We start from the raw sequence: 22,366 nt of genomic DNA, 5'->3' as shown, positions 1-22,366 counted from the left end.
CAAACAGGAAAAGAGGAACCGCTATGACTCGAATCGCAATCCGCGTTAGTATCGCTGCACTCATCGGACTTGGTGTCTCCATTGTCACATTCTCAATTTTGATTTGGCTCGGTTATGAACAAGCACTCACATCCGGTGAGCCGATCCAATTCTTCACTCGTGACATTTATCAATTCGAAAACGAGGTCGGGGTGGCCAATCAGAATCAGATGGCCATACTTGGTGCAGGTTTTATGGGAATCGCTATTCTCATCGGAGAAATCGGGGCACGCCTCAAACAAAATAACCGCTGCGCGTGCAGCGGTTATTTTTAGTGATGATGTCCACCATCGTGATCATGTGACTGAACTGTCGATTGTTCAATCTGGTCGATTTGGTCTTGTGGTACATCGCCGACAATCATCCATGCAGTTGGGGTATACACTTTCTGCCCTTCATGCACCATGCCGTTCACTCGATAAATTCCTTGATCGAGCTTCACGCTCGTTACGAGGTAGCCATCCCTTTCCGTCACTTCGTATGTCCGTGTGTCCTCGGTGGCATAAGGTGTGACTTGGATATGGCTTTCTGTCACGCGTTCGTCATTCTCTACTTTCATCGCAAGTGTCGTCAATCCGACTTCCACGTGTTCAGGTACAATCAATTGAATCCCAATCGGATCAATGGTGCGTTCAATCGGTTGAAGCTGACACGCGCCTAACCAAATCGTCGCTAGGATGACAGGAAGGACTGTTTTGAATCGTCTCATGCTGCCACCTCCGCTTTCAACTTCCGGCGTCCGACCAACCAATCAAATACGAGAACGATAAGGATACTGATTCCCGCGAGCGGTAATGTCACACCGAGCAGTAAGATCGAGATACCAACGATTCGTTTGATCCGTTCGTCTTCGAACCGCTTCATCTGTTCGATAGATCCGACTTTTCGTTTGCGCCACATCACAAACGAACTGATGACCACAAAAATGAGACCTAGACAAAGTGCGACCCCGACCAATTGATTCAGTAATCCAAACAAACGACCTTCGTGGAAGGCGATTCCGATCGTAATCAGTTTTCCAAGAATCCCATAATCCGCATACGTTACAGAACTAAGTGTCTCACCGCTATATTGATCTAGGTTCACCGTTGCTTCTTTAAACGGGTGTCCTGCTGCTGATGTGACGGTATAGACGCCTGTTTCGCCTTCCGGAAGCGAGATTGTGTACGGTCGATTGATCGACGTATTGTTCACGACCTGATTCAAGTCAATTGGCAACAGTGTACTTGGTGAAGATGCCGGTACAAGATCTGCTTGTGTTGCCCAAGGTACGTCTTCTGCCACATCTTTTGTGGTCACAGTTGATTCCGGTTTAGCGCCAAACGCATAGGCATACATCGGTGCTCCCGTATTTGTCGACGAGGAGACCCACTGCAACATAGCCCCTGACACGGATGACCAGGCAAGACCTGAACTGATGATGATGACGAGGCCTAGCGATGACCATAAAGCGACGCTACCGTGCATTTGTTTCCACCATTGCCGACCTTTCCCGAGCTTCGGCATGAGCATCCGAACCGGATTTTTCCCACGTGGCCAGAATAAGAACGTTCCCGTGATGAGTAGAATAATCGCCCATGACGCTGCGAGCTCGACAATCCAGTTCCCGATTTGTCCGCCTAATAGTGTGCCATGAATCACAACTAACAAATCCATACTACCTTCAGCAGTTCGTGTCCCTAAAACTTCGGCAGTTTCCGGATGGATATATGTATACATCATCTCGTCATTGTTCATCCAACCGATTCGAGTCGATTCACCTTCATCCGGCAATCGAATCGATGTAATCATCGCATCCGGATATTCTGTCATGAATGATTCCTTTTGGATTTCTATCGGCTGTTCTTTCGTGAAAGATGCCGTCATCATGTCTTTGTATTGCATCTTCGTTACTTGTGGTTCAAATAAATAAATGCTTCCTGTCACAGCCAAGATAATGAAAATCGGTGCAAATATAAGACCTGCATAAAAGTGCCAACGCCAAATCGCTCGATACCAAGCGTTGCGTTTGTTCAATCGTTCCCCTTGCATAACGCTTCCCCCCTTATTTTTTGTGTCCAACTTGTGAACAGATTGAGTATACAAGGAATGGAAACGTTTTATTCTTGCTATTTGTGACAACTATTCGTCGATATAGAGAAGTCAAAATGAACTCGAATTCATCTTTTTTTCACATATTTCAGGTCTTACACCACACATTTTCACATAAACAAAGAGACGCCAACAAATTAGCGTCTCCAAAGTGTGATTAATTTGTGAATTGCTCTGCTTCTGTCGATCCAGCCAGGGCTGTCGTTGATGATTGTCCACCTGAGATGACGAGTGAGACTTCATCGAAGTAACCCGTCCCGACTTCACGTTGATGACGTGTCGCCGTGTAACCATGTACTTCAGCCGCAAATTCTGCTTGTTGCAATTCCGAGTAGGCTGCCATGCCACGGTCTTTGTATCCGCGTGCGAGCTCGAACATACCGAAGTTGAGCGCGTGGAACCCAGCGAGTGTGACGAACTGGAACTTGTATCCCATTGCGCCGATTTCTTGTTGGAACGTCGCAATTTCTTCGTCTGACAACTTCTTCTTCCAGTTAAATGATGGCGAGCAGTTGTAAGCGAGAAGTTTTCCTGGATACTTCGCATGAATCGCTTCGGCAAATTGACGTGCCTCTGCCAAATCTGGTTCAGACGTCTCACACCAGACGAGGTCTGCATATGGTGCATAAGCGAGACCACGAGCGATGGCTTGCTCGATACCAGCTTCTGTACGATAGAAGCCTTCCGGTGTACGCTCTCCAATGATGAATGGATGATCGATTGGATCGATGTCGCTCGTGATCAAGTTTGCCGCGTGTGCGTCTGTCCGCGCTACGATGATTGTCGGGACGCCCATGACGTCTGCCGCGAGTCGAGCCGAAATCAAGTTTTTCACAGCCGTCTGGGTTGGGAGTAACACCTTCCCACCGAGGTGACCACATTTCTTCTCAGACGAGAGCTGGTCTTCGAGGTGAACACCAGCAGCACCCGCTTCAATCATCGCCTTCGTTAATTCGAATACGTTGAGGACACCACCGAACCCGGCTTCCATATCCGCGACAATCGGTGCGAACCAATGCGTATCGCCTTTTCCTTCTGCCGTTTGAATTTGATCGGCACGTTGAAGCGCCTGATTGATTCGTTTGACGACACTCGGAACCGAGTTGGCCGGATATAAACTTTGGTCCGGGTACATGTGACCTGACAGGTTAGCGTCTGCCGCTACTTGCCAACCGCTTAAGTAAATGGCTTCAAGTCCTGCCTTCACTTGCTGAATGGCCTGGTTCCCTGTCAACGCGCCGAGCGCATGGACGTAGTCACGCTCGTGCATCAATTCCCACAGGCGTTCCGCTCCTTTTGTCGCAAGCGTTTGTTCAATCACGATAGACCCTCGTAACTTCATGACGTCTTCTACAGAGTATGGACGCTCTACCCCTTCAAATCGTTCTGACTTCCAGCTGTTCACCAATTCTTCGCGTTGTTTCATTAATAAACCCTCCTGTATTATATTAATTTTAATTTATTCAATTTGTTATATAACAGATAGTGCAAATTAAACACTTTAGTCGAGGTAAGCACAGCACTCCAACGCTGCTTTGAACGTCGAATGCTCCATCCCACAGCAACGGCATACGTTCTCTTCGTCCCGATCTTCCGGTTTGCGGAAGACGACGACTTCATCGATCGGCTCTTTCATGATTTGGAGCGAGCCGTCGGCACGATCCAAGACGAGGCGCATCAAGTCGTTGCCGTATACGAATGCTGTATTCGCTAAAGATGCTGTCGATTCTCCAGATACGATGCGGCGGACGACCCAACGTTCAATCAACTGTTCGCTTTCCATTTTTTTCGTTGTCATGATGAGGTTCCTCCTTTTAAATTGAACTCCACAGTTTGTCGTTTCATAAATTCACGGCGGCGGCGATGCAAGATTGGTTCAGTGTACCCGTTCGGCTGTTTCAACCCATGAAACACGAGTTCGTGGGCGGCTTGATAGGCGATCGATTGATCGACGTTCGGTGTCATCGGTCGGTAATTCGGATCTGACTCGTTTTGCTCGTCGACAACTTGTGCCATCCGATAAAGCGTGACTTCCACTTGATCTGCTGAACAGATGCCGTGATGCAGCCAGTTGGCCACGTGTTGGCTCGAAATTCGAAGTGTCGCCCGGTCTTCCATCAGTCCGATATGGTGAATATCCGGCACTTTCGAACAACCTACACCTTGTTCGACCCAACGAACGACGTATCCGAGCAATCCTTGTAAGTTGTTCTCGAGTTCTTCTTTGATTTCGTCTTGCGAATAGATGCGTGTCGCGAGCGGAATGTCGAGGAGCTGTTGTCGCTCATGTTTCGAATGAGGCTGCTTGATCAATTCTCGCTGTACATCAAAAGCATCGAGTTGATGATAGTGCATCGCATGGAGCGTCGCCGCTGTCGGTGAAGGCACCCATGCCGTCGTCGCCCCGGAGCGTACATGTGCAATTTTTTCACGCATCATGTCCCGCATCCGATCGGGCATCGCCCACATCCCTTTTCCGATTTGTGCTTGATGATGGAACCCGCTCTCGAGACCGGTTGATACATTCAACCGTTCATATGCAGCGAGCCAAGGTGACGTCTTCATTTCTCCCTTTCGACGCATCGGTCCGAGTGTCATCGAGGAATGAATCTCGTCCCCCGTCCGGTCGAGGAAGCCCGTATTGATGAAAACGACCCGCTCTTTTACTTGAGCGATACAATTTTTCAAGTTGAGCGACGTTCGTCTCTCTTCATCCATCACGCCGACTTTTAACGTATGGCGCGGAAGTTCTAACAGATCTTCTACAGCGTCAAACAAGTCATTGGTGAATGCTACTTCTTCAGACCCGTGCATTTTTGGTTTGACGATATAGATCGATCCTTCCCTAGAGTTGAGCCGACGATGTAGATGGCGACTCGCGATCAATGAAGTGAAGATAGCATCAACGATCCCCTCTGGTACCTCACGACCTTCTGCATCAAGCATCAAGTCGGTCGTCATCAAGTGTCCGACATTTCGAATGAATAAGAGCGCGCGTCCTGGGAGCACAACTTCCGCTCCACCTTTTCCAATCAAACGCTTATCTTCGTTTAAACGTCGAGAGAGTCGCTTCCCGTTCTTTTGGAACGAGGCTTCAAGCGTCCCATCCATCAAGCCTAGCCAATTATGATACAGATGAACTTTGTCTTCCGCACAAACGGCTGCGACCGAGTCTTCACAATCCACGATTGCGGATAGGGCTGATTCGAGCTCGATGTCCATCAGTCCAGCAGGATCGATTTTGCCGACCGGATGCTCGCGGTCAAATTGCAGTTCAACGTGTAAGGCATGGTGTCTGAGCATCAACGTCTTCAACTCGTTCGGTTCCCCGGTGTAACCGACGAAAGAATCATCTGCGAACGAATGCTCGTCATCCCCGATTACCGCATAAGCGACATCATCACGAACGACGTATTGCGTCACTTTCTTGTGCGACCCTGACGGTAGCGGGAACGTGTCATCTAGAAACTGTTTCGCCAACCGAATAACTTCATTACCGCGAACGGGATTATATCCTCGTCCCTTTTCCATACCGTCCGCCTCTTCAATCATATCTGTTCCATAAAGGGCGTCGTAGAGACTTCCCCATCTGGCATTGGCGGCGTTAAGTGCATATCTGGCATTGTCTAACGGTACGACGAGTTGCGGTCCCGCTTGATGCGCGATTTCACGATCGACACCCGAAACATCGATGTTAAAATCTTCGACGATCGGTTCGATATAGCCGATTGACGTTAAAAATGTCTCATATTCGATTGGATCGACTTCTTCTTCGCGACTGTACCACTCCTGTAACAATCGCTCATATGTCATGCGCTGCTCCAAAAGTGTCTGATTCACTGGAATGAAACGCTCTAGAAGCGATTCAACGCCTTCCCAAAAAACGTTGATTTCCTGGGGTTCAAGTACGTTTTTATTCACAAATTCAACCAGCTTTTCATGAACATGATACGTATTTAGTCGTTCATAGTGTTCCAAGCGTTCACATCCTCCTTTAACCATTGTTATATATCAGTTGATTACAATATAGACTATTATATAACAGTTTGACAACCCATTTCTTAAAACTTTTTATTTGAAATCTCGTCAGGATGGGTTTACTATACATTGTGTGACCCATCAATGATTGAGTCATCAATGATTTGAGGAGGCGATGTGCATGCGAGATTCCTGCTCGCTCCGTGATCAAATTCTCTATCACATCATCACCGTACAAAAAGAATTGGGGCAATTATTCGACTCTGAAATGGACGGGCTCAGCCTGAGTCGCTACGACATTTTAAGCAACCTGTATCACGTCGGTCCATTGCGACAGCGTGAATTGCAACAGCGCGTCGATGTCGACCATGCCGCCATCACCCGACACCTGAAGCAATTAGAGACACAAGGACTGATCACGCGAAGACGCTGTGAACAAGACAACCGTGTCATCTATGTCGAGTTGACAGACGATGGTCGTGAGCAAATTGCACATTGGACTGAGCAAAAAGAGTGCTTAACGGACCGACTTTTTGTCAACATGAAGGTAGAGGATCAACAACAGTTACTAGCATCCCTAACGATGTTACAAGATACTATTGACCATGAAAGGAAGACTACAATATGAACACTGCTACACAAAAAGACTTTATGGAGATTGTCAAAGGACGCCGCTCGATTCGTGTATACGATGAGAACGTGAAGATCTCAAAAGAAGAAATGACACAAATCCTTGAAGAAGCGACAACAGCTCCTTCATCACTTAACTTACAGCCATGGCGCTTCGTCGTCATCGATAGCGCAGAAGGAAAAGAAACGCTCCTTCCACTCGCAAGCTTTAACAAACGCCAAGTGGAAACATCTTCAGCTGTCATCGCACTCTTCGCCGACTATCAAATGGCAGATTACACAGAAGAGATTTTCGATACAGCGGTAGAGCGCGGTATGATGCCGGCTGAGGTCCGCGACCGTCAAGTCGACATGATTAAAGGTATCTTCAAAGATGCACCGAAAGAAATGGTCAAAGACAGCATCATGCTCGATTCAGGTCTTGTTGCGATGCAACTCATGCTCGTCGCACGTGCACACGGGTATGATACAAACCCAATCGGCGGATACGACAAAGCGAACATCGCTGAAGCGTTCGGTCTCGACAAAGAACGTTACCTTCCAGTCATGCTTCTCTCAATCGGGAAAGCAGCAGAAGAAGGGTACCCATCAGTACGCTTCCCAGTCGACCGCATCACAGACTGGAAATAATTCAAAAGGTTCAATCGCCTCAGCGATTGAACCTTTTTTTCATCCGATATATTTGACGACTTCGTTGAAGTCACGACGTGTTTTCGGTGCGAAATCACGCGCCCGATATCCAAATGCGACCATGACCGAAAGTGACCATTCGCCCCGTTCCATCACACCTTCTGAGATGAGCAACTCATCGATTTCCTCTTGATTGAACCCTTCAATCGGGCATGAATCGATTTCGATTTGCGCGGCAGCTGTCATCATATTCCCGAGTGGAATGTATGTCTGACGCTTGATCCATTCCTGGAAGACACGTTCATCATCCAAGAGACGATAGTCGTTCTCCTGGAACTCCTGTACCCGTTTCACGCGTTGCGCGTATTCTTCTTCCGTCCGACCTTGCACGCCCGTCACGATATGACGAATATAGTCCGCATCGTAACGCATGGCTTTCGGTGTTCTTGCGAGAATCAACACGAAGTGGCTCGCAGTCAAAGCCTGACCTTGCGCCCCCCATGCGTGATCTTTAATTTTTTGGAGCAAATCTTCCCGACGAACCACGACGAATTGCCATGGCTCAAATCCGAATGAACTCGGTGAAAGACGTCCTGTCTCTAAAATGAACTCCATGTCCTCTTCTTTGATTTTACGATCCGCATCGAATGCTTTCGTCGCTTGACGCCAACGATACGCCTCTAAAATGTCTTTCTTTTTCATCGTGCTCACTCCTCCATTACCAAGATGACTCCATCATATCAAACCGATAAATCAAAAATCGCTCATGAAGATTCTTCAGCGGCAATCGCACCGTTTGTACGTACTGAAAAGGCGTCTCGTCGTTCAAATAATGGAGGTACTCATCCGCCGGATAATATAAAATCACATCGACCGGGCGAAGATCCGTTTCAACAGATTCGATGATGTTGGCAATCACTTGGCGGAAGACGTTCACTGAGAACGGATTAAAGAAGTAGAATCGATTCGCATCCGGTGGAATCGTGAATTCCTCCGCAAGTCCCTGTTCTAATTGAACACTTCCCCGATTTCGATGTTTCTTCGTATAGCACGCCCAATTTTGAAGTGCCTCCTCGTGAAACCCACCGTCCATCTCGACACCGATCGCCCGCACGCGAAACGTATACGCTAAATAGAACGGGAGACGTCCTTTGCCCGAACCAAAATCAATGATGGTATCTGCGGACTCTAACGGATACGCATCCCGAAGCAAATCGAGTGCCTCATAAGGTGTCGGTTCATAACGATGATATTCCGCCGAGGTTGGAAATCCTTGCTGTGGTTTGGCCGTCTCGATTTGTAACAGTTGCTCATATTGCTGTTCGTTCATGATGAACCTCTTTCTTGAATAGATTGGAAGAATGGATGCCGCTCCATCTCTCTCGTAAATGACGTCTGTTCCTGATAGGCGACATACATGACATAAATCGGAACCAACACTTTAAACCAGCTTGGAAGTAAAATGAAGCTTGTCACGCCAAGTGGAATGAGTCGAAACCACAAATTTCGGTGGGTCGGCGTCCTGAAATAGATTAGAATTGCCATCGTCCGTCTGACGGTGCCAAAGCGATTCGGTTTCGGTCGATATAGTGGACGTGTCCGCACACTCGTCTTCTCGATGGCACCTGAGGTTGTCAGCAGGACTCGGTCGAATGAGGCACGCTCACGTTCCCCGATTTCAATCTCGCGACCGATATTCGGATGTTTCGACACCCATCCTTCCCCTACGTATAACGCAAATGTGACCATCATGCTTCCGATCAACACACCGAGTAACACCGACTCAATCAATAGCGCATACACGCCTACAAAAGCAATCAGCACGATCAATAAACGTTTCATGAGATGGACGTGTCGGAGGCGAAGTTGATACTGGATCCATGCATGGCACCAAGAGAGTAAGAAAAGCGCGGCTCCGAATGCGAGTATCTCGACAGTGGTCTTTCCCTTCACATGTAGAATCGGTGCGATCAATAGAAGATAGAATCCGTATTGAATCAGATGTTGAGTCATCTGATATACGACGGAGTACCATTTCAACTGTCGAATGAGATGACGATCTGCCACAAGGATGAGGTCGGCGCGTTCCACCCAGACAAACATGCGGTCCTGCCACATCACCCATCCGAACAGGATTGCCCATAACAGATAAGGCACATCACGCAACCAATCGATATTCCCTTCCCATACGAGCCAGTAAGAATACCCTGCCCATATGAGAAGAGGAATGACGCCGTATAAAAAAATCGTCCAGTCGACAATCAGTCGGACCGTCTTCCACTGTTGTTTCATATAACGGGAGACACGCATCCAAAACAATCGTTTCGCAATCATCGGAGCGCCACATCTTCCATCATATCGAACAAGGTCATCCCCTCTGTTTCGAGTGCTTCACGAATCTCTGCTTTCGTCCCACTCGCCAAGAGTTCCCCGTCATCAATCCATACGAACCGGTCACACAACCGCTCGGCCGTATCAAGAACGTGTGTGACTAGTAAAACAGCGGCTCCCCTCGTGCGCTCCGCTTCTAACAATCGAAGTAATTGGATGGTGGTCGTTGCATCTAATCCGATAAACGGTTCATCGACAATCAATACATGCGTTTCTTGAATGAGCGCCAATAAAATCATCGCTTTTTGTTTCATCCCTTTTGAAAAAGAGGAGAGATACCGGTCTGTCACATGATTGAGTCGGAAAAGCTTCAGCAACTCCTCCGTCTTTTCTGTCGACTCGACACCCGTCAATTCTTGAACGAGCGCAATATGTTCCGATAGTGTCAAATAATCGTAGTAAACGGGTTGCTCCGGGATGTACGCATAGCGTTCCATCTCGACGTTCCCTTTCATCCATGGAATCGTTCCTGTCAGACAGGCGACCGTAGTCGTTTTTCCTGCACCGTTCGACCCAATCACCCCTAAAATTTCACCTGATCGCACATCAAACGAAATGCCTCGAATGACTGGCTCGTTTACCTCATATCCTGCTTTGTCGATTGATACAATCATCTCTTGTCCCCCTATCCAAAACGAAATCGAATGTATTCTCCTTTATTTTATCCCAGTATAACCTAAACATTCTGAGCAATTGGGAAACGCTCCGGTTGAAGCGGTTTCGTGATAGAACACCCACAATTATTTTTTCTGAATATTGAGTGCGATTCGTTTACTTTAGCGTGGTAACGTGAAATGATAATGATACCAACTCTTTAAAGTGAGGTGACGGTGTGTCTACCACGGAGTACGAACAAGCGACATCTATTTTGCATCACCTCTTTACCGCCTCTTCTTTTGTCGGAATCGATTTTGGTTCTGGCCCAAATCACCATCTCCTTTATTTCAGTCGCCAGGGACTAGAATCCTGGATCTCGATTGAGGGACCGTGGCATGTCCACGCTACACAAAGCACGTTTGACGAAGGTGAACAACTTGAACAACTTATGCGGCTTCGTCGTGAGCGCATCCATCACGTACGACTCGGTGACGAACATCCCCATCTCGAACTTGAATTTGAATCAGGTTCTCTCCTATTCATCAATGGATTTCAAGAACAATTTGAATGTTGGCAAGCAGGTGACGCACGACCGCTCGGCGGAGACGCCTATTTGTTGGTCGCGATGCCGCAAGGTGAACTTGCTATCTTTGCAGATGGAGACGATGAATGAGTACATGGACGGAGATTGTTTTGTATATGTTGATTGCCGGGGGCGTTAGCCTCGCAATCATCTTATTGCGAAAGATTACGAAAGCATGAAAAAAGCGGCCGAGGCCGCTTTTTTAGTCGAACAAGACCCGCTGCATCCGCTCTGGCGCATCCAAATAGTCGCGCATGACCTTTACATGTTCCAGATCATCAAACGCTGTCGGAGTAAGCCCCGTCTCCACTTGCAAAATCATCGCACCTGGATACGACATCAAGATAGGGGAGTGACTCGCAATGATGAATTGACTTCCCGCTTGTACGAGTTCATGCATGCGCGCGAGCATCGTCAGTTGACGCATCGGTGACAATGCGGCCTCTGGCTCATCTAAAATGTAGAGACCGTCTCCACGAAATCGATGTAGCATGAGGGAGAGAAACGCTTCCCCGTGTGATTGTTCATGAAGGGAACGCCCGCCATACGACTCATAAAATCGTTCAAGATTGGGGGGCAGATTTCGCCATCTCGTCCACATAACTTGATAGCTGATATGCCGTCTCGGCACGTAAGAAAAAGCCATCTTTCGGACGATACGGGCCTCGAATCGGACGAAGCGCTTCAAACAAGGAACTATGCGTCGACTCTGTTTCAAATTGGAAGGAATGTGCTCCGCCTTCTGGATTGAATCCGGCCGCCACGGCCATCCCCTCAATCAATGTCGATTTCCCACTCCCATTCTCTCCGACAAGAAACGTGACAGGATGATGAAACAATAGTTCATCGAGCGTCTGAAAAATCGGTAACGTATACGGATATCCTGTCGAACGGATTCGTTTCCTCTCTAACCGTACCCCACGCAAAAACAAAGTCATGTCCATTCGATCCAAAATGTCGCCCCCTTCTCTGAATCAACCCCGTAAGAAAGCCCTTGTGCTTCAAGAAGTAATTTCGTGATGGCGAGACCTAGGCCATGTCCGTTCGAGCGGTCTCCTTTCACATACATATCCCAAATGGAATGCTGGATGGTAGGGTCAATTCCCTTCCCTTCATCTGTCACTTCTAATCGATTTGGCGTCAGTCTGATGGTGATGCATCCCCCAGGAGGACTCGCTTCATACGCATTTCTCAAGAAGTTCGAGAGAACCCGTTCCATCGCTAGACGGTCAGCTTGAATCATTACAGACTCCAATTGTAAATCGAGCGTCACGTCTTTTTGTCGGAACCACTCGGACATGCGTGAAGTCAGTCGACGAATCAAGTCATCTAGTTGAAGCGACTCTATTTCAAGCGGAATCGTACCGGACGACAACTTTGAATATTCGAGCATCTGGTTGACGAGTCGGTCAATCCGGTCCACTTCCTCGGTAATACTTTTCCCGGTCATCGAAATATCCGATGTCTCCACAACACCTAGCTCCAGCATCTCCGCCTCGTTCCGAACGATGGCGAGTGGTGTACGCACATCATGCGTCACCCCGGATATAAATGATTTTTGAAGCGCCTCTTTTTCTTGAAGCGATTCATTCATACGACCAACCGTGACAGTCAAATCTCCAATCTCGTCATTCGTCACATTCGGTAGAGTGATGTCGTGTCGTCCCTCCATGATCGATGCGGTCGCTTGTTTCAACTCCACGAGCGGCTGCGTGAGTCGACGACTCATCCAAAATGTGACGCCGATGGCAACCAACAGTGCCAGGATAAACCCGCCTGCTAGGATGAGATAAATTTGCTGAAACTGTGGATTCGAGAACGGTACGGGGCTGTACGTCACGATTTGAATATCCCCTTCTTCTTGTAAATACGTCAAGAAGCGGGTGCCGTTCACACTCACTTCGTCCTGAACCGCTAAGTCATCCGGGTCGAGGCTGATCGGCATCATGCGATGCATCCGTCCACCACGTTCTAGCTCGATCCGTTGCCCGTTCTGAAATAGTAGCACGTCTAGTTGACCTGGAATCCCACGTCCTTCTTGTATGGCCTCATACGCAATCACTGCCTCGCGCTCTAACTGTGCATATGTTTCGTCTTCTGCGAAGCGCCCGATCAATAATGACGTGAGTCCGAAAGTTAAGAGTGCCATCACAGCAAGTGGTAGAACAGCCGTCCACAGTAATTTCTTCATCAATCGATTCATGACAGTCCCTCTAAGCGATAACCGACCCGATGAACGGTCTTCAACTGTTCTTTCAGTGTGGGTGATTTATCACGTAATTGTTTAATATGAGTGTCGACCGTACGCGTATCTCCGACAAACGTGTAGTCCCATACGTCGTCGAGCAGGCGATTCCGGTCCAACGCCTCCCCGACGTGCTTCCATAGATACAAAAGTAGTTCATACTCCTTGTTCGTAAGTCGAAGCGGATGTCCGTTCTCTTGTACCATTCTCGATTTGATGTCGATAGTGAGCGCTCCGAATTGAATCAAATCGGTCTGTTTGACGAGACGTTTCAGACGAATCTCTAGCTCTTTCAAGACAATCGGTTTGACCAAGTAATCGTCTGCCCCGAGCTCCAATCCGAATACGCGATCATCTGCCTCGCCTCGTGCCGTCGTCAAGATGATGGCAGGGGCGGGCTGTTGCGCTTTCAATGTCGGAATCAAGGTCCATCCTTCTCCGTCCGGTAAGCGAACATCCAATAAGATCGCATCAAACCGTTGGTGCAGCTGTTGTTTCGCCTCATTCAAAGTCATCGCCACGGTCACCTCAAACCCGGCATAGGTTAAAAAACGGGACATGCCGTCCGCCAGTTTTTGTTCATCTTCCACAACGAGTACGTTCATCTCATATCGCCTCCACATCCATTATATCGCACACATCGAACGTCCCACCGTTTCCCAAAGACAATTTGCAGAAATCTTGCAACTCCCTCACAACTTCTAACGCCTTCAGTTCTACACTTGAAGTAACAAAGGAGGAGATACACATGAAATCAACAAAACTTGCAATCGCCTTGGCGGGTCTTTTAGCCGTCTCGGGCACAGGCGTATATGCCGCGACGAATGACACGACGACAGATGAATCGACAACGACAGCATCCACACAATGCGAACGTGGTGAACGGGGTCCCGGTATGTTCGGTGACCGAGAAGCAGGACATGCCGCTCTCATCGAAGCGCTCGGTTTAACGGAAGAAGAAGTGGAAGCTGCTCGCGAAAACGGACAATCACTTCCTGAACTTGCAGAAGAAAAAGGGATCTCAATCGAAGCGTTCATCGATGCCATCATGACATCGCATGAAGAAAAACTGGCAACCGCTGTGGAAGAAGGAAACTTGACGCAAGAAGAAGCCGATCAAATCCTTGCGGACCACGAAGAACGTTTTGCCGATGTGACGAGTTACGATGACTTAGAAGATGCTCGCGGCATGCGCGGCGGACGTGAAGGGGGTCGCCATGGGCATGGGCACGGTCCACATCATGACGATTCATCCTCTTCAGATGACGATGCTTCAACAGAGAGCGACAGCAACGTAGAAAATCAAAGCAACAACTTGTAAGTCAAAAGGCAGCCACCGCATGTGGCTGCCTTTTCATATGACGAGTAATAACAACGCATAACCCAACAATCCGATCAAAAACGCACCAAAACTACTTTCACGTTCAGCAGGCAACTCTTCTTTCATGACGTTCAAAATCACCCCTCCTGCCAAAAAAGCGACAACGATGGACAAGCCGAGTTCATTTACTTCTGCAAATGTACCGACTCCCCATCCTATAAGCACGGCAAGCGCTAAGAAAATCCGCCCTTGTCGATCATAAAGTTGCTGATGATGCTGACGCAATCCTTGATCAACCGTTACAAAGTGTATACCGAGCGCCACAAAGTAAAGGAACATCATGCCATTCGATTGAAACTCACTTTCTGCGAGTACATAACCGATGCTAAACGTATATAGCGTGAACGAACCGATGTGAATCCAAAATACATACGGTTTTTGTTTGCGTTTATTGGCCGTCGCGAAACGTTCGAGTCCATAAAAGACAGCTAGTCCTAACATACTGATAATCAAGATATGGTTTTCAAGGGAAGCGAAGACGTTATTCCCAATCTCTCCTTCAAGTTCGCGTTGATATTCATTTAACTCTGGCAACAGATGAAGAAATACATAAGCAACGGCAATCCCGCCAGCCACTGATAAAAAACGGCTCCTCGGCACTTCACGTACTTGAATGAGCTTTCCTGAAAAAAAGTGAATCACGGCAAAACCGAGTGCAAACCAAAAGCTTAACTCGAACACATGAGCCCCTCCCACATTAAGACTTCTCTCTATGTGCTCTTACCCTTTCACCATATGCTACATTCATTTCCGATTAGATTGCTCTTGTTTCTTTCTTTCTCGAATCTCTTTCTCCACTCGTCGTAACGCTTTTTTCGATCCTCGTGCAAAGTCGTGCGCTTCCTTTCGTTCTTGATACGTCGTAAACAACGTATCCAAATCATAGTCAGCCGGATAAAGTTCCGTTGCCCGTGCTTCTAACCGGACACGACGACTCGGCAACTCTATATACTCTGCATCCACGAACACTCGTACATGCCGACGCGATGCATCAAACGAATAGACAAGACCGACTTGATTCGTCTCCAGTAGACGGACACGGTCACCTTTTTCAAAACGCTCTGCTTCTTCAAGTGGTACCACTTCCACTTCTCGCGTTATTTTAGATTCATCGACTTTCGTAGTGTCATACGTTTTCTCGTTCATGTAACGAGATGCCTGTTTGAGAATCGCTTCCGGTAACTTCATCTTGCGAGCGATAAACAAGGCGTTGCTATCGCCAGACTGCCCCATAAGGAGTCTGTATTTCGGTTCGAGCGTTTCCGGGTCAAACTGCATCGCAGCGTTCATGAAATCCGGATGCGCTTCAGAATACGATTTGATTTCTCCATAATGCGTCGACGCCACAACGATCGCGCCCCGTTTATATGCCGCTTCTAAAATCGCAATCGCAAGAGCAGCCCCTTCATTTGGTTCCGTCCCACTTCCGATTTCGTCGAATAACAAGAGCGACCGTTTTCCAGCGGTTTGCATGATTTTCGCCACATTGTGCATATGTGCCGAGAACGTACTGAGCGCCGACTCCAAATCCTGATTGTCTCCGATATCGACGAACACCTCATCGAATGTCGAGATGACCGTATCGGGATGGGCAGGAATATGCAGACCCGTCATCGTCATGAGACTGAGGAGTCCAATCGTTTTCAATACGACAGTCTTTCCGCCGGCGTTCGGTCCCGTGATAATCAAGCCGCGATAGTCCGTACCGATGGCAAAATCGAGTGGCACAGCGCTTTCTAAGAGCGGATGGCGTACTCGTTTCAATTGGATGCGCCCGGTCGAATTCACATGCGGTGTCACGCCATCAATCGACTGACTGTACTTCCCTTTGGCGAAGACCATATCGTACTGGGCGATGACGTCGAGCGTCGCCTCGATTTCAGGAAGAACTTCTGCCACCGCTCCCGTCAACGTCGCTAGTACTTGATACACTTCTACCGCTTCTTCTGTACGTTTGACGACGAGTTCGGCGTTCAACTTCGAAATGGCTTCCGGTTCAATAAAGACCGTCGTGCCGCGATTCGATGTGTCCACAATCGTACCTGCTACTTTATGCTTATATGAAGCTTTGATTGGAATGGTGAAGCGGTCCTGTTTTTTCGTGACGAACCCGTCTTGAATCATCTCGCGATTGGCGGCGCTCTTCAAAAACTTGGCCAACCGTTCCTCGATCCGTCCTTCGAGAATATCGACTTGTTTTCGAATCCGCTTCAACTCTTTCGACGCCTCATCGACGACCTGACCGGCTCGAATCGCTTGCGTGATGTCTTCTTCGAGCGTTCGCCATTCGCCCATTCCGGCAGCATATGCGGACAAAAGCGGTGCGAAAAATTCATGTTCGAGCATGAATCGCTTCAGCTTGCGAGCGCCACGTAAAAACTCGGCGACCGCTTCGAGCTCGTTTGCTTCGAGTTGAATTCCGCGTTGTAGTTTGCCGATGATCGTCTCCATATCAGACACGCCGATGAATGGCACGTGTGACGTCGCATCTAAAATCGCTCGTGCTTCAGACGTTTCCTGCAGACGTTTCTTCACCGTCGCAATATGGCTCGTCGGACGTTGCTGCCTGAGTAGTCGTCTTCCGAATCCGCTGATGCAGAAACGCTCTACTTTTGTCATCAATTCATTGTATTGTAACTTTTCAAATGTTTGTTCGTTCATGTGTCTCTCTCCTCAAATTGTAGATTCGAGATACCGCGCAAACAAAAAAGCGTCGGTCGATGACGACCAACGCAAAAAGACAGACTGGTGTCTGGCAGTTTTTGATGGGCGGTATCTGTAACGGAACATGACGGCATGACAAAAACACGTGTCATCCGACATTTTTCAGTTCGTTAGGCAGATACAACCTCACTCATCAACATGCAACACCTTTCTTCAATAGATTCGCCCTTACTATACAATAAATTCACTACCTTGTAAAATTTTAGAGAACGCTTTCAAAAAAAGACTTGTGTCTCAAATCAACACATGTTATGTTGAACGTGAAGAAACGAATAGCGATCACATGTGACTGATTCGATCAGGCATGGGGTAAGACGTACGGTGCATGCCACCCGTCTATACTCCATGCCTGTTTTGTTTTTCCTCGTTTTGAGTTAAGAAAGGATGTAGAAGATATGTTATGGAATAAGTTAATGAATCGACACAAACCGACACTGCACTCGCCAATGGAAGGAGACGTTATTCCACTCGATCAAGTAGCGGACCCGGTCTTCAGTGAAAAGATGATGGGGGATGGCATTGCCATCACACCGACAGACGGAGCAGTCGTCTCACCAGCTGACGGAGAAATTGTACAAATCGCTCCGACCAAGCACGCCATCGGTATTCGGACCGAGGATGGTGCTGAGATTTTGATTCACGTCGGACTCGACACCGTCGAACTCGAAGGTCGACCGTTCAATCTCCGTGTAGATGTAGGTGACCACGTGAAAACAGGACAGCTGTTAATGACAGCCGACTTGTCCCAAATCCATCAAGCTGGTAAAGACACGGTCACGCCAATGGTCGTGACGAATGGTGGCGCGCTTGCCCATCATTACGCCTTCACATTCACGAAGGAAGCCGTCCCGGGTAAGACGATTGTCGCCCGAGTGGAAGCGTGACTCCGGAACAAGGAGGACACATGATTAAGATCAAAAAGATTTTGAACAACAATGCGGTCATCGTCTCGGACGATGGGGAAGAAAAGATTGCGATTGGTCCTGGTGTCGCCTTTAAAAAGACGAAGAACGACATCGTCAATCCCCATAAAATCGAAAAATTGTTCATCATGCCGGAAAACGATAAGTTCCAACAGTTGTTGAGTCGGATTCCCGTTGAACACTTTACCGTTTCCGAGGACATTATTTCGTACGCAGAAAAACGGCTTGAGACATCATTTAATGAACATATCCACATCGTCCTGACCGACCATATCTCATTTGCCATTGAGCGGGAGATGGAAGGCATCTCACTGCGGAACAAACTGTTGAATGAGATTAAAATCCTTTATCGGAATGAGTACGAGATTGGACTATGGGCGATTGAACATATCGCAGAAAAATTGAACGTCCAAATGCCGAAAGACGAAGCCGCGTTCATCGCGCTTCATATCCATACGATGAAAGTGAAAGGAGGTGATTTACGCAAGACGGTCAAACAGACAACGATTGTCCGCGACATGATTCAATCGATTTCACGACGACTCGATGTATCCATTGAAGAAGATGACTTATCCTATCAACGATTATTAACACATTTACGGTTCGTCATGGATCGGGTCAACCATTACGATCATCACACGATTGATGAAGACATGCTCCGCATGATTCAGACGAAATTCACGTCTGCTTATGCGTGCGCATCTGATGTCGCAACAGAAATGGAAGAGACATATGGCATCGTCTTGCCCGAGTCAGAACTTGGCTATATTACGCTCCACATTCAACGCCTACAAGATCAACACCATCAAAAAGGAGGAAATCAAAAATGATGAACTTTTTCCAACGTCTCGGACGTTCCCTCATGTTACCGGTTGCCGTACTTCCGGCTGCCGCGATTCTCATGGGGATTGGTTATTGGATTGACCCAGTCGGCTGGGGATCTGAAAACATTGCAGCTGCATTCTTAATCAAAGCGGGTGCGGCGATTATCGATAACATTCCAATTCTTTTCGCAGTCGGGGTCGCTCTCGGAATGGCTAAAAACCGCGATGGTTCTGCAGCACTCAGCGGACTCGTCGCCTTCTTGACCGTCACAACACTTCTCTCTGCTGGCACGGTCGCGTTGTTCCAAGGTGTGGATGTCGAAGCCGTCAACCCAGCATTCGGGAAGATTGCCAACGCGTTCGTCGGGATTCTTTCTGGTCTCGTCGCTGCTTCGATGTACAACCGCTTTAGTCACGTCAAATTACCGGATGCCCTCGCGTTCTTTAGTGGGAAGCGTCTCGTTCCAATCATGACGGCATTCTCGATGATTCTCGTATCGGTCGCGCTCTACTTCATCTGGCCGGTCGTTTACACAGGCCTCGTTGGATTCGGGGAATCGATTTCTAAACTTGGCGCATTCGGTGCCGGACTTTACGGATTCTTCAACCGTCTCTTGATCCCAACCGGGCTTCATCACGCCCTCAACTCGGTCTTCTGGTTCGACGTTGCAGGCATTAACGACATCGGGAATTTCTGGTCTGGTGAAGGTGAGAAAGGTGTAACGGGAATGTACCAAGCAGGTTACTTCCCAATCATGATGTTCGGTCTCCCGGCCGCAGCACTTGCGATGTACCATACAGCGAAGACAAAGCGTAAGAAACAAGCAGCTTCACTTCTTCTCGCAGCTGCATTCGCTTCATTCTTTACAGGGGTAACTGAACCACTCGAGTTCTCGTTCATGTTCCTCGCACCAGTTCTTTACCTTGTACACGCAGTCCTTACAGGAATCTCGCTCTTTATCGCGGCAACGTTCCAGTGGACAGCCGGTTTCGGGTTCAGTGCAGGATTGGTTGACTTCGTGTTAAGCTCACGCTTGCCACTCGCGAACCAACCGTACATGTTACTCGTTCAAGGTCTCGTGTTTGCAGTCATCTACTATGCAATCTTCCGCTTCATGATCGTGAAGCTCAATTTGGCAACGCCAGGTCGTGAACCGGATGAAGTCGTTGATGCAGTCGCAAGTGAAACGACAGACGGCGAAACGAAAGTGGCGCCGGTCGCATCTGCTTCAGGTAACGAATTCTCAGCGATGGCGAATATGATCTATGATGGTCTCGGCGGTGACAGCAACGTCACAGGAATCGAGTCTTGTATCACACGCCTACGCGTTGATGTCAAAGACATGGATACCGTCAACCAAGATCAAATCAAAAAAGCCGGCATCCCTGGCGTTAAAGTCGTCAGCCCGAATCATATCCAAGTCATCGTCGGTACAAACGTTCAGTTCGTTCTCGATGAGATTGAAAAAATCCGTAGCCACCGCGCCGGATAAACGTCGAAAGCCACCTCATTCAGGTGGCTTTTCTTGTTTTTGTGCATAGTGTTTATAAAATTGAACGAAATAGTAGAGGAAAATCCATGGCAAAATATATTGTGTGAGCCACATGAAGACCTTAAGTACTGTATGCACAATATATGGTCCTAGCCCAAATAAAAATAATACGACTAGTAAAGCGACTCCTAAACCTATGTATATCTTTTTACTCAACTCATACACCCCCTTATTTTCCCAGTTCAGTGTAACACAAAGAGCCTGCCGCAATCGGACAGGCTCTAATCACATTTGACGAAGTCGGGAAATCCGCTCGACGGGATCAGGGTGCGTCGAGAACAAACCGCTCACTTTCTTCTTAAGTGGATCGGAGAAGTACAGTGGTGCAGAGGCACTCGACGCTTGCTCGACCGGCGTTTCGACATTGGCAATCTTCTCAAGCGCTGAAGCGAGAGCATCCGGGTTTCGGGTCAGTTCCGCTCCACTCGCATCTGCTAGAAACTCACGATTACGTGAGATCGCCATATTGATCAGCATCGCGATGAGCGGAGCCAACACTAATAAAACAAGTCCGATGATGAGGAAGATCGGATTCTGATTTTGGTCACGTCGTCCCCCACTGATGCTTCGGAAAAATAACATCCGTGAGCCGATATCACTCATAATGGCGATGACCGAGACGAGTGCGAGTGTGACCGTCGAGAGTCGCACGTCATAGTTTTTAATGTGTGCGACCTCATGCGCAATCACACCTTCCACTTCTTCACGAGACAATCGCTCTAGTAGCCCCGTCGTGACGGCGACGGCCGCCTTTTCCGGCTTCAGTCCGGTCGCAAATGCGTTCGGTGACGGATCGTTGATGATAAAGATACGGGGCATTGGCACTCGCGCGACCATCGCCATGTTTTCGACCGTATGCCATAAAAAGCGGTGTTCTTCCACCGATGTCACCTCTTGCGCCCGATTCATCTTCATGACGATATTCGTGCTCGACATGATGACGATGCCGACATAAAACAAGGAGAACACTGGTGTGAAAATCAAACCTGGGATTGCGTCTCCATAGTTCACATAGGAAATGGCTGCCCCGACGAGAAGGACAAATAAGACAAACCCTGTGACGATGAAGACCGTCTTCACTTTATTCTTTCGAATCTGTTCATAGAGGAGCATACTTGCCACCTCGATTCATCAAAACGAGACGCGAACGTTCTCGCGCTCTTCGGCACGCGCCTCGAGCATGTCGCGCTTTTCAAAATGGTGTACAGAGGCAATGATGTTCGTCGGTACCGATTCGATTTTTGTGTTGTACTTCATGACCGTGTTGTTATAGAGCTGACGCGAGTATGCGACCTTGTTTTCCGTCTGCGTCAATTCTTCTTGCAACATCTTGAAGTTCTCGTTTGCCTTCAAATCCGGATACGCTTCACGAAGCGCGAATAGATTTTTCAACGCCCCGCTCAGTTGATCATTCACCGCCATCTGATCTTGGCGATTTGACTTCTCCCCGAGCTGATTTCTCAGTTCGACGACCTTCGCGAGCGTCTCCTGCTCGTGTTTCGCATACCCTTTCACCGTCTCGACCAAGTTTGGAATCAAGTCATACCGCCGCTTTAACTGTACATCGATTTGAGCCCATGCTTCATCGACCCAGTTTCGATATTTGACGAGTCCGTTGTACATCGAAAAATAGATGAGTACGAGCACGACAACCGCTACAATCGCAATAATCCACCCCATGTTGGCACCTCATTTCTTCATTTTCTCCTGTATTAATTCCCTTTACTCGTATAAGATAAGCTTAACTTTCATAAAAATTAGCAAATGGTTGCAATTC

25 protein-coding genes are annotated in these 22,366 nt (G+C 48.1%); 8 read left to right on the top strand and 17 right to left on the bottom strand.

The window, feature by feature from the left end; translation table 11 throughout:
• Positions 1-23 precede the first annotated feature (23 nt).
• Positions 24-314 carry an LlsX family protein gene (locus KNO86_RS09920; RefSeq protein ID WP_214695744.1) on the top strand — a complete coding sequence of 97 codons (291 nt, stop codon included), beginning with the start codon at positions 24-26 and terminating at the stop codon, positions 312-314.
• On the opposite strand, the gene KNO86_RS09915 is transcribed toward KNO86_RS09920, so the two are convergent.
• From KNO86_RS09915 to KNO86_RS09895, 5 genes are all read right to left on the bottom strand, one after another.
• Complete coding sequence (locus KNO86_RS09915; protein ID WP_214695742.1) at positions 311-748, bottom strand: hypothetical protein; 438 nt, start codon at positions 746-748, stop codon at positions 311-313. The two genes, KNO86_RS09920 and KNO86_RS09915, sit on opposite strands and share 4 nt — an antisense overlap.
• The gene (locus KNO86_RS09910) at positions 745-2,070 is read right to left on the bottom strand and encodes a PepSY-associated TM helix domain-containing protein (RefSeq protein ID WP_214695740.1); all 1,326 of its coding nucleotides are present in this window, start codon (positions 2,068-2,070) and stop codon (positions 745-747) included. Before KNO86_RS09910 ends, KNO86_RS09915 begins: the two co-directional genes overlap by 4 nt.
• A 217-nt stretch (positions 2,071-2,287) precedes the next feature.
• On the bottom strand, positions 2,288-3,556 hold the full coding sequence (gene aceA / locus KNO86_RS09905; protein WP_214695738.1) for an isocitrate lyase: 1,269 nt from the start codon (positions 3,554-3,556) through the stop codon (positions 2,288-2,290).
• A 75-nt stretch (positions 3,557-3,631) separates the two neighbouring features.
• On the bottom strand, positions 3,632-3,928 hold the full coding sequence (locus tag KNO86_RS09900; RefSeq protein WP_015880380.1) for a hypothetical protein: 297 nt from the start codon (positions 3,926-3,928) through the stop codon (positions 3,632-3,634).
• Complete coding sequence (locus tag KNO86_RS09895; protein ID WP_483298402.1) at positions 3,925-6,108, bottom strand: malate synthase G; 2,184 nt, start codon at positions 6,106-6,108, stop codon at positions 3,925-3,927. Before KNO86_RS09895 ends, KNO86_RS09900 begins: the two co-directional genes overlap by 4 nt.
• A gap of 181 nt (positions 6,109-6,289) precedes the next feature.
• Between KNO86_RS09895 and KNO86_RS09890 the strand changes: the two genes are divergently transcribed.
• Together KNO86_RS09890 and KNO86_RS09885 are read left to right on the top strand one after the other, a co-directional pair.
• Positions 6,290-6,736: a MarR family winged helix-turn-helix transcriptional regulator gene (locus KNO86_RS09890; protein WP_078146066.1), complete on the top strand. Its 447-nt coding sequence runs from the start codon at positions 6,290-6,292 to the stop codon at positions 6,734-6,736.
• Positions 6,733-7,368, top strand: coding sequence for a nitroreductase family protein (locus KNO86_RS09885; protein ID WP_074036693.1), 636 nt, complete (start codon positions 6,733-6,735; stop codon positions 7,366-7,368). The genes KNO86_RS09890 and KNO86_RS09885 overlap by 4 nt, the downstream gene beginning before the upstream one ends.
• A gap of 39 nt (positions 7,369-7,407) precedes the next feature.
• Here the strand turns inward: KNO86_RS09885 and KNO86_RS09880 are convergent, their stop codons facing one another.
• The 4 genes from KNO86_RS09880 to KNO86_RS09865 are packed head-to-tail and all read right to left on the bottom strand — an operon-like array spanning position 7,408 to position 10,373.
• Positions 7,408-8,070, bottom strand: a complete 663-nt coding sequence (locus tag KNO86_RS09880; RefSeq protein ID WP_015880376.1) for an NAD(P)H-dependent oxidoreductase — start codon at positions 8,068-8,070, stop codon at positions 7,408-7,410.
• Between the two features lie 16 nt (positions 8,071-8,086).
• Complete coding sequence (locus KNO86_RS09875) at positions 8,087-8,698, bottom strand: SAM-dependent methyltransferase (protein WP_214695734.1); 612 nt, start codon at positions 8,696-8,698, stop codon at positions 8,087-8,089.
• A complete protein-coding gene (locus tag KNO86_RS09870) occupies positions 8,695-9,702 on the bottom strand; it encodes an ABC transporter permease (RefSeq protein WP_214695732.1) in 1,008 nt (335 codons plus the stop codon). Before KNO86_RS09870 ends, KNO86_RS09875 begins: the two co-directional genes overlap by 4 nt.
• On the bottom strand, positions 9,699-10,373 hold the full coding sequence (locus tag KNO86_RS09865; protein ID WP_214695730.1) for an ABC transporter ATP-binding protein: 675 nt from the start codon (positions 10,371-10,373) through the stop codon (positions 9,699-9,701). The genes KNO86_RS09870 and KNO86_RS09865 overlap by 4 nt, the downstream gene beginning before the upstream one ends.
• Before the next feature lie 218 nt (positions 10,374-10,591).
• On the opposite strand from KNO86_RS09865, the gene KNO86_RS09860 reads away from it, so the two are divergent.
• Complete coding sequence (locus KNO86_RS09860; protein WP_214695728.1) at positions 10,592-11,029, top strand: hypothetical protein; 438 nt, start codon at positions 10,592-10,594, stop codon at positions 11,027-11,029.
• A 112-nt stretch (positions 11,030-11,141) separates the two neighbouring features.
• Here KNO86_RS09860 and KNO86_RS14830 read toward each other — a convergent pair whose 3' ends face one another.
• From KNO86_RS14830 to KNO86_RS09845, 4 genes are all read right to left on the bottom strand, one after another.
• Positions 11,142-11,432, bottom strand: coding sequence for an AAA family ATPase (locus KNO86_RS14830; RefSeq protein ID WP_353047692.1), 291 nt, complete (start codon positions 11,430-11,432; stop codon positions 11,142-11,144).
• A 70-nt stretch (positions 11,433-11,502) separates the two neighbouring features.
• The gene (locus tag KNO86_RS14825; RefSeq protein ID WP_353047693.1) at positions 11,503-11,883 is read right to left on the bottom strand and encodes an AAA family ATPase; all 381 of its coding nucleotides are present in this window, start codon (positions 11,881-11,883) and stop codon (positions 11,503-11,505) included.
• Positions 11,874-13,142: a HAMP domain-containing sensor histidine kinase gene (locus KNO86_RS09850; protein WP_214695726.1), complete on the bottom strand. Its 1,269-nt coding sequence runs from the start codon at positions 13,140-13,142 to the stop codon at positions 11,874-11,876. The genes KNO86_RS14825 and KNO86_RS09850 overlap by 10 nt, the downstream gene beginning before the upstream one ends.
• On the bottom strand, positions 13,139-13,789 hold the full coding sequence (locus KNO86_RS09845; RefSeq protein WP_214695724.1) for a response regulator transcription factor: 651 nt from the start codon (positions 13,787-13,789) through the stop codon (positions 13,139-13,141). Before KNO86_RS09845 ends, KNO86_RS09850 begins: the two co-directional genes overlap by 4 nt.
• 143 nt (positions 13,790-13,932) lie before the next feature.
• On the opposite strand from KNO86_RS09845, the gene KNO86_RS09840 reads away from it, so the two are divergent.
• Positions 13,933-14,505, top strand: a complete 573-nt coding sequence (locus KNO86_RS09840) for a hypothetical protein (protein WP_214695722.1) — start codon at positions 13,933-13,935, stop codon at positions 14,503-14,505.
• A 33-nt stretch (positions 14,506-14,538) separates the two neighbouring features.
• On the opposite strand, the gene KNO86_RS09835 is transcribed toward KNO86_RS09840, so the two are convergent.
• Both KNO86_RS09835 and KNO86_RS09830 read right to left on the bottom strand, forming a co-directional pair.
• Entirely contained in the window at positions 14,539-15,246 is a 708-nt protein-coding gene (locus tag KNO86_RS09835; protein ID WP_214695720.1) for a hypothetical protein, read from the bottom strand.
• Between the two features lie 63 nt (positions 15,247-15,309).
• On the bottom strand, positions 15,310-17,226 hold the full coding sequence (locus KNO86_RS09830; RefSeq protein ID WP_214695718.1) for an endonuclease MutS2: 1,917 nt from the start codon (positions 17,224-17,226) through the stop codon (positions 15,310-15,312).
• Between the two features lie 458 nt (positions 17,227-17,684).
• On the opposite strand from KNO86_RS09830, the gene KNO86_RS09825 reads away from it, so the two are divergent.
• Genes KNO86_RS09825 through nagE form a run of 3 tightly spaced genes read left to right on the top strand, consistent with a single transcriptional unit; the run spans position 17,685 to position 20,529 of the window.
• On the top strand, positions 17,685-18,173 hold the full coding sequence (locus KNO86_RS09825; RefSeq protein ID WP_214695711.1) for a PTS sugar transporter subunit IIA: 489 nt from the start codon (positions 17,685-17,687) through the stop codon (positions 18,171-18,173).
• 20 nt (positions 18,174-18,193) lie between these two features.
• Positions 18,194-19,042, top strand: a complete 849-nt coding sequence (locus tag KNO86_RS09820) for a PRD domain-containing protein (protein WP_251126982.1) — start codon at positions 18,194-18,196, stop codon at positions 19,040-19,042.
• The gene (gene nagE / locus KNO86_RS09815) at positions 19,039-20,529 is read left to right on the top strand and encodes an N-acetylglucosamine-specific PTS transporter subunit IIBC (protein WP_214695709.1); all 1,491 of its coding nucleotides are present in this window, start codon (positions 19,039-19,041) and stop codon (positions 20,527-20,529) included. Before KNO86_RS09820 ends, nagE begins: the two co-directional genes overlap by 4 nt.
• 285 nt (positions 20,530-20,814) lie before the next feature.
• On the opposite strand, the gene htpX is transcribed toward nagE, so the two are convergent.
• Together htpX and KNO86_RS09805 are read right to left on the bottom strand one after the other, a co-directional pair.
• The gene (htpX, locus tag KNO86_RS09810) at positions 20,815-21,702 is read right to left on the bottom strand and encodes a zinc metalloprotease HtpX (RefSeq protein WP_214695707.1); all 888 of its coding nucleotides are present in this window, start codon (positions 21,700-21,702) and stop codon (positions 20,815-20,817) included.
• Between the two features lie 18 nt (positions 21,703-21,720).
• Positions 21,721-22,269 carry a LemA family protein gene (locus KNO86_RS09805; protein WP_015880351.1) on the bottom strand — a complete coding sequence of 183 codons (549 nt, stop codon included), beginning with the start codon at positions 22,267-22,269 and terminating at the stop codon, positions 21,721-21,723.
• Positions 22,270-22,366: the final 97 nt, after the last annotated feature.

Origin of the sequence: Exiguobacterium sp. s160 (assembly GCF_018617575.1) — a bacterium.
GTDB lineage: Bacteria > Bacillota > Bacilli > Exiguobacteriales > Exiguobacteriaceae > Exiguobacterium > Exiguobacterium aestuarii_A.
This window is presented reverse-complemented; position numbering and strand designations above follow the sequence as displayed.

Bases quoted from the DNA above. Each gene is read 5' to 3' on its own strand.
- KNO86_RS09845 (WP_214695724.1), bottom strand. From the start codon at position 13,789: ATGAACGTACTCGTTGTGGAAGATGAACAAAAACTGGCGGACGGCATG.
- KNO86_RS09870 (WP_214695732.1), bottom strand. From the start codon at position 9,702: ATGATTGCGAAACGATTGTTTTGGATGCGTGTCTCCCGTTATATGAAA.
- KNO86_RS09885 (WP_074036693.1), top strand. From the start codon at position 6,733: ATGAACACTGCTACACAAAAAGACTTTATGGAGATTGTCAAAGGACGC.
- KNO86_RS09850 (WP_214695726.1), bottom strand. From the start codon at position 13,142: ATGAATCGATTGATGAAGAAATTACTGTGGACGGCTGTTCTACCACTT.
- KNO86_RS09880 (WP_015880376.1), bottom strand. From the start codon at position 8,070: ATGAAAAAGAAAGACATTTTAGAGGCGTATCGTTGGCGTCAAGCGACG.
- nagE (WP_214695709.1), top strand. From the start codon at position 19,039: ATGATGAACTTTTTCCAACGTCTCGGACGTTCCCTCATGTTACCGGTT.
- KNO86_RS09805 (WP_015880351.1), bottom strand. From the start codon at position 22,269: ATGGGGTGGATTATTGCGATTGTAGCGGTTGTCGTGCTCGTACTCATC.
- KNO86_RS09910 (WP_214695740.1), bottom strand. From the start codon at position 2,070: ATGCAAGGGGAACGATTGAACAAACGCAACGCTTGGTATCGAGCGATT.
- KNO86_RS09825 (WP_214695711.1), top strand. From the start codon at position 17,685: ATGTTATGGAATAAGTTAATGAATCGACACAAACCGACACTGCACTCG.
- KNO86_RS09875 (WP_214695734.1), bottom strand. From the start codon at position 8,698: ATGAACGAACAGCAATATGAGCAACTGTTACAAATCGAGACGGCCAAA.
- KNO86_RS09900 (WP_015880380.1), bottom strand. From the start codon at position 3,928: ATGACAACGAAAAAAATGGAAAGCGAACAGTTGATTGAACGTTGGGTC.
- KNO86_RS14830 (WP_353047692.1), bottom strand. From the start codon at position 11,432: ATGCTACATCGATTTCGTGGAGACGGTCTCTACATTTTAGATGAGCCA.
- KNO86_RS09840 (WP_214695722.1), top strand. From the start codon at position 13,933: ATGAAATCAACAAAACTTGCAATCGCCTTGGCGGGTCTTTTAGCCGTC.
- KNO86_RS09915 (WP_214695742.1), bottom strand. From the start codon at position 748: ATGAGACGATTCAAAACAGTCCTTCCTGTCATCCTAGCGACGATTTGG.
- KNO86_RS09920 (WP_214695744.1), top strand. From the start codon at position 24: ATGACTCGAATCGCAATCCGCGTTAGTATCGCTGCACTCATCGGACTT.
- KNO86_RS09830 (WP_214695718.1), bottom strand. From the start codon at position 17,226: ATGAACGAACAAACATTTGAAAAGTTACAATACAATGAATTGATGACA.
- aceA (WP_214695738.1), bottom strand. From the start codon at position 3,556: ATGAAACAACGCGAAGAATTGGTGAACAGCTGGAAGTCAGAACGATTT.
- KNO86_RS09890 (WP_078146066.1), top strand. From the start codon at position 6,290: ATGCGAGATTCCTGCTCGCTCCGTGATCAAATTCTCTATCACATCATC.
- KNO86_RS14825 (WP_353047693.1), bottom strand. From the start codon at position 11,883: ATGGACATGACTTTGTTTTTGCGTGGGGTACGGTTAGAGAGGAAACGA.
- KNO86_RS09865 (WP_214695730.1), bottom strand. From the start codon at position 10,373: ATGATTGTATCAATCGACAAAGCAGGATATGAGGTAAACGAGCCAGTC.
- KNO86_RS09820 (WP_251126982.1), top strand. From the start codon at position 18,194: ATGATTAAGATCAAAAAGATTTTGAACAACAATGCGGTCATCGTCTCG.
- htpX (WP_214695707.1), bottom strand. From the start codon at position 21,702: ATGCTCCTCTATGAACAGATTCGAAAGAATAAAGTGAAGACGGTCTTC.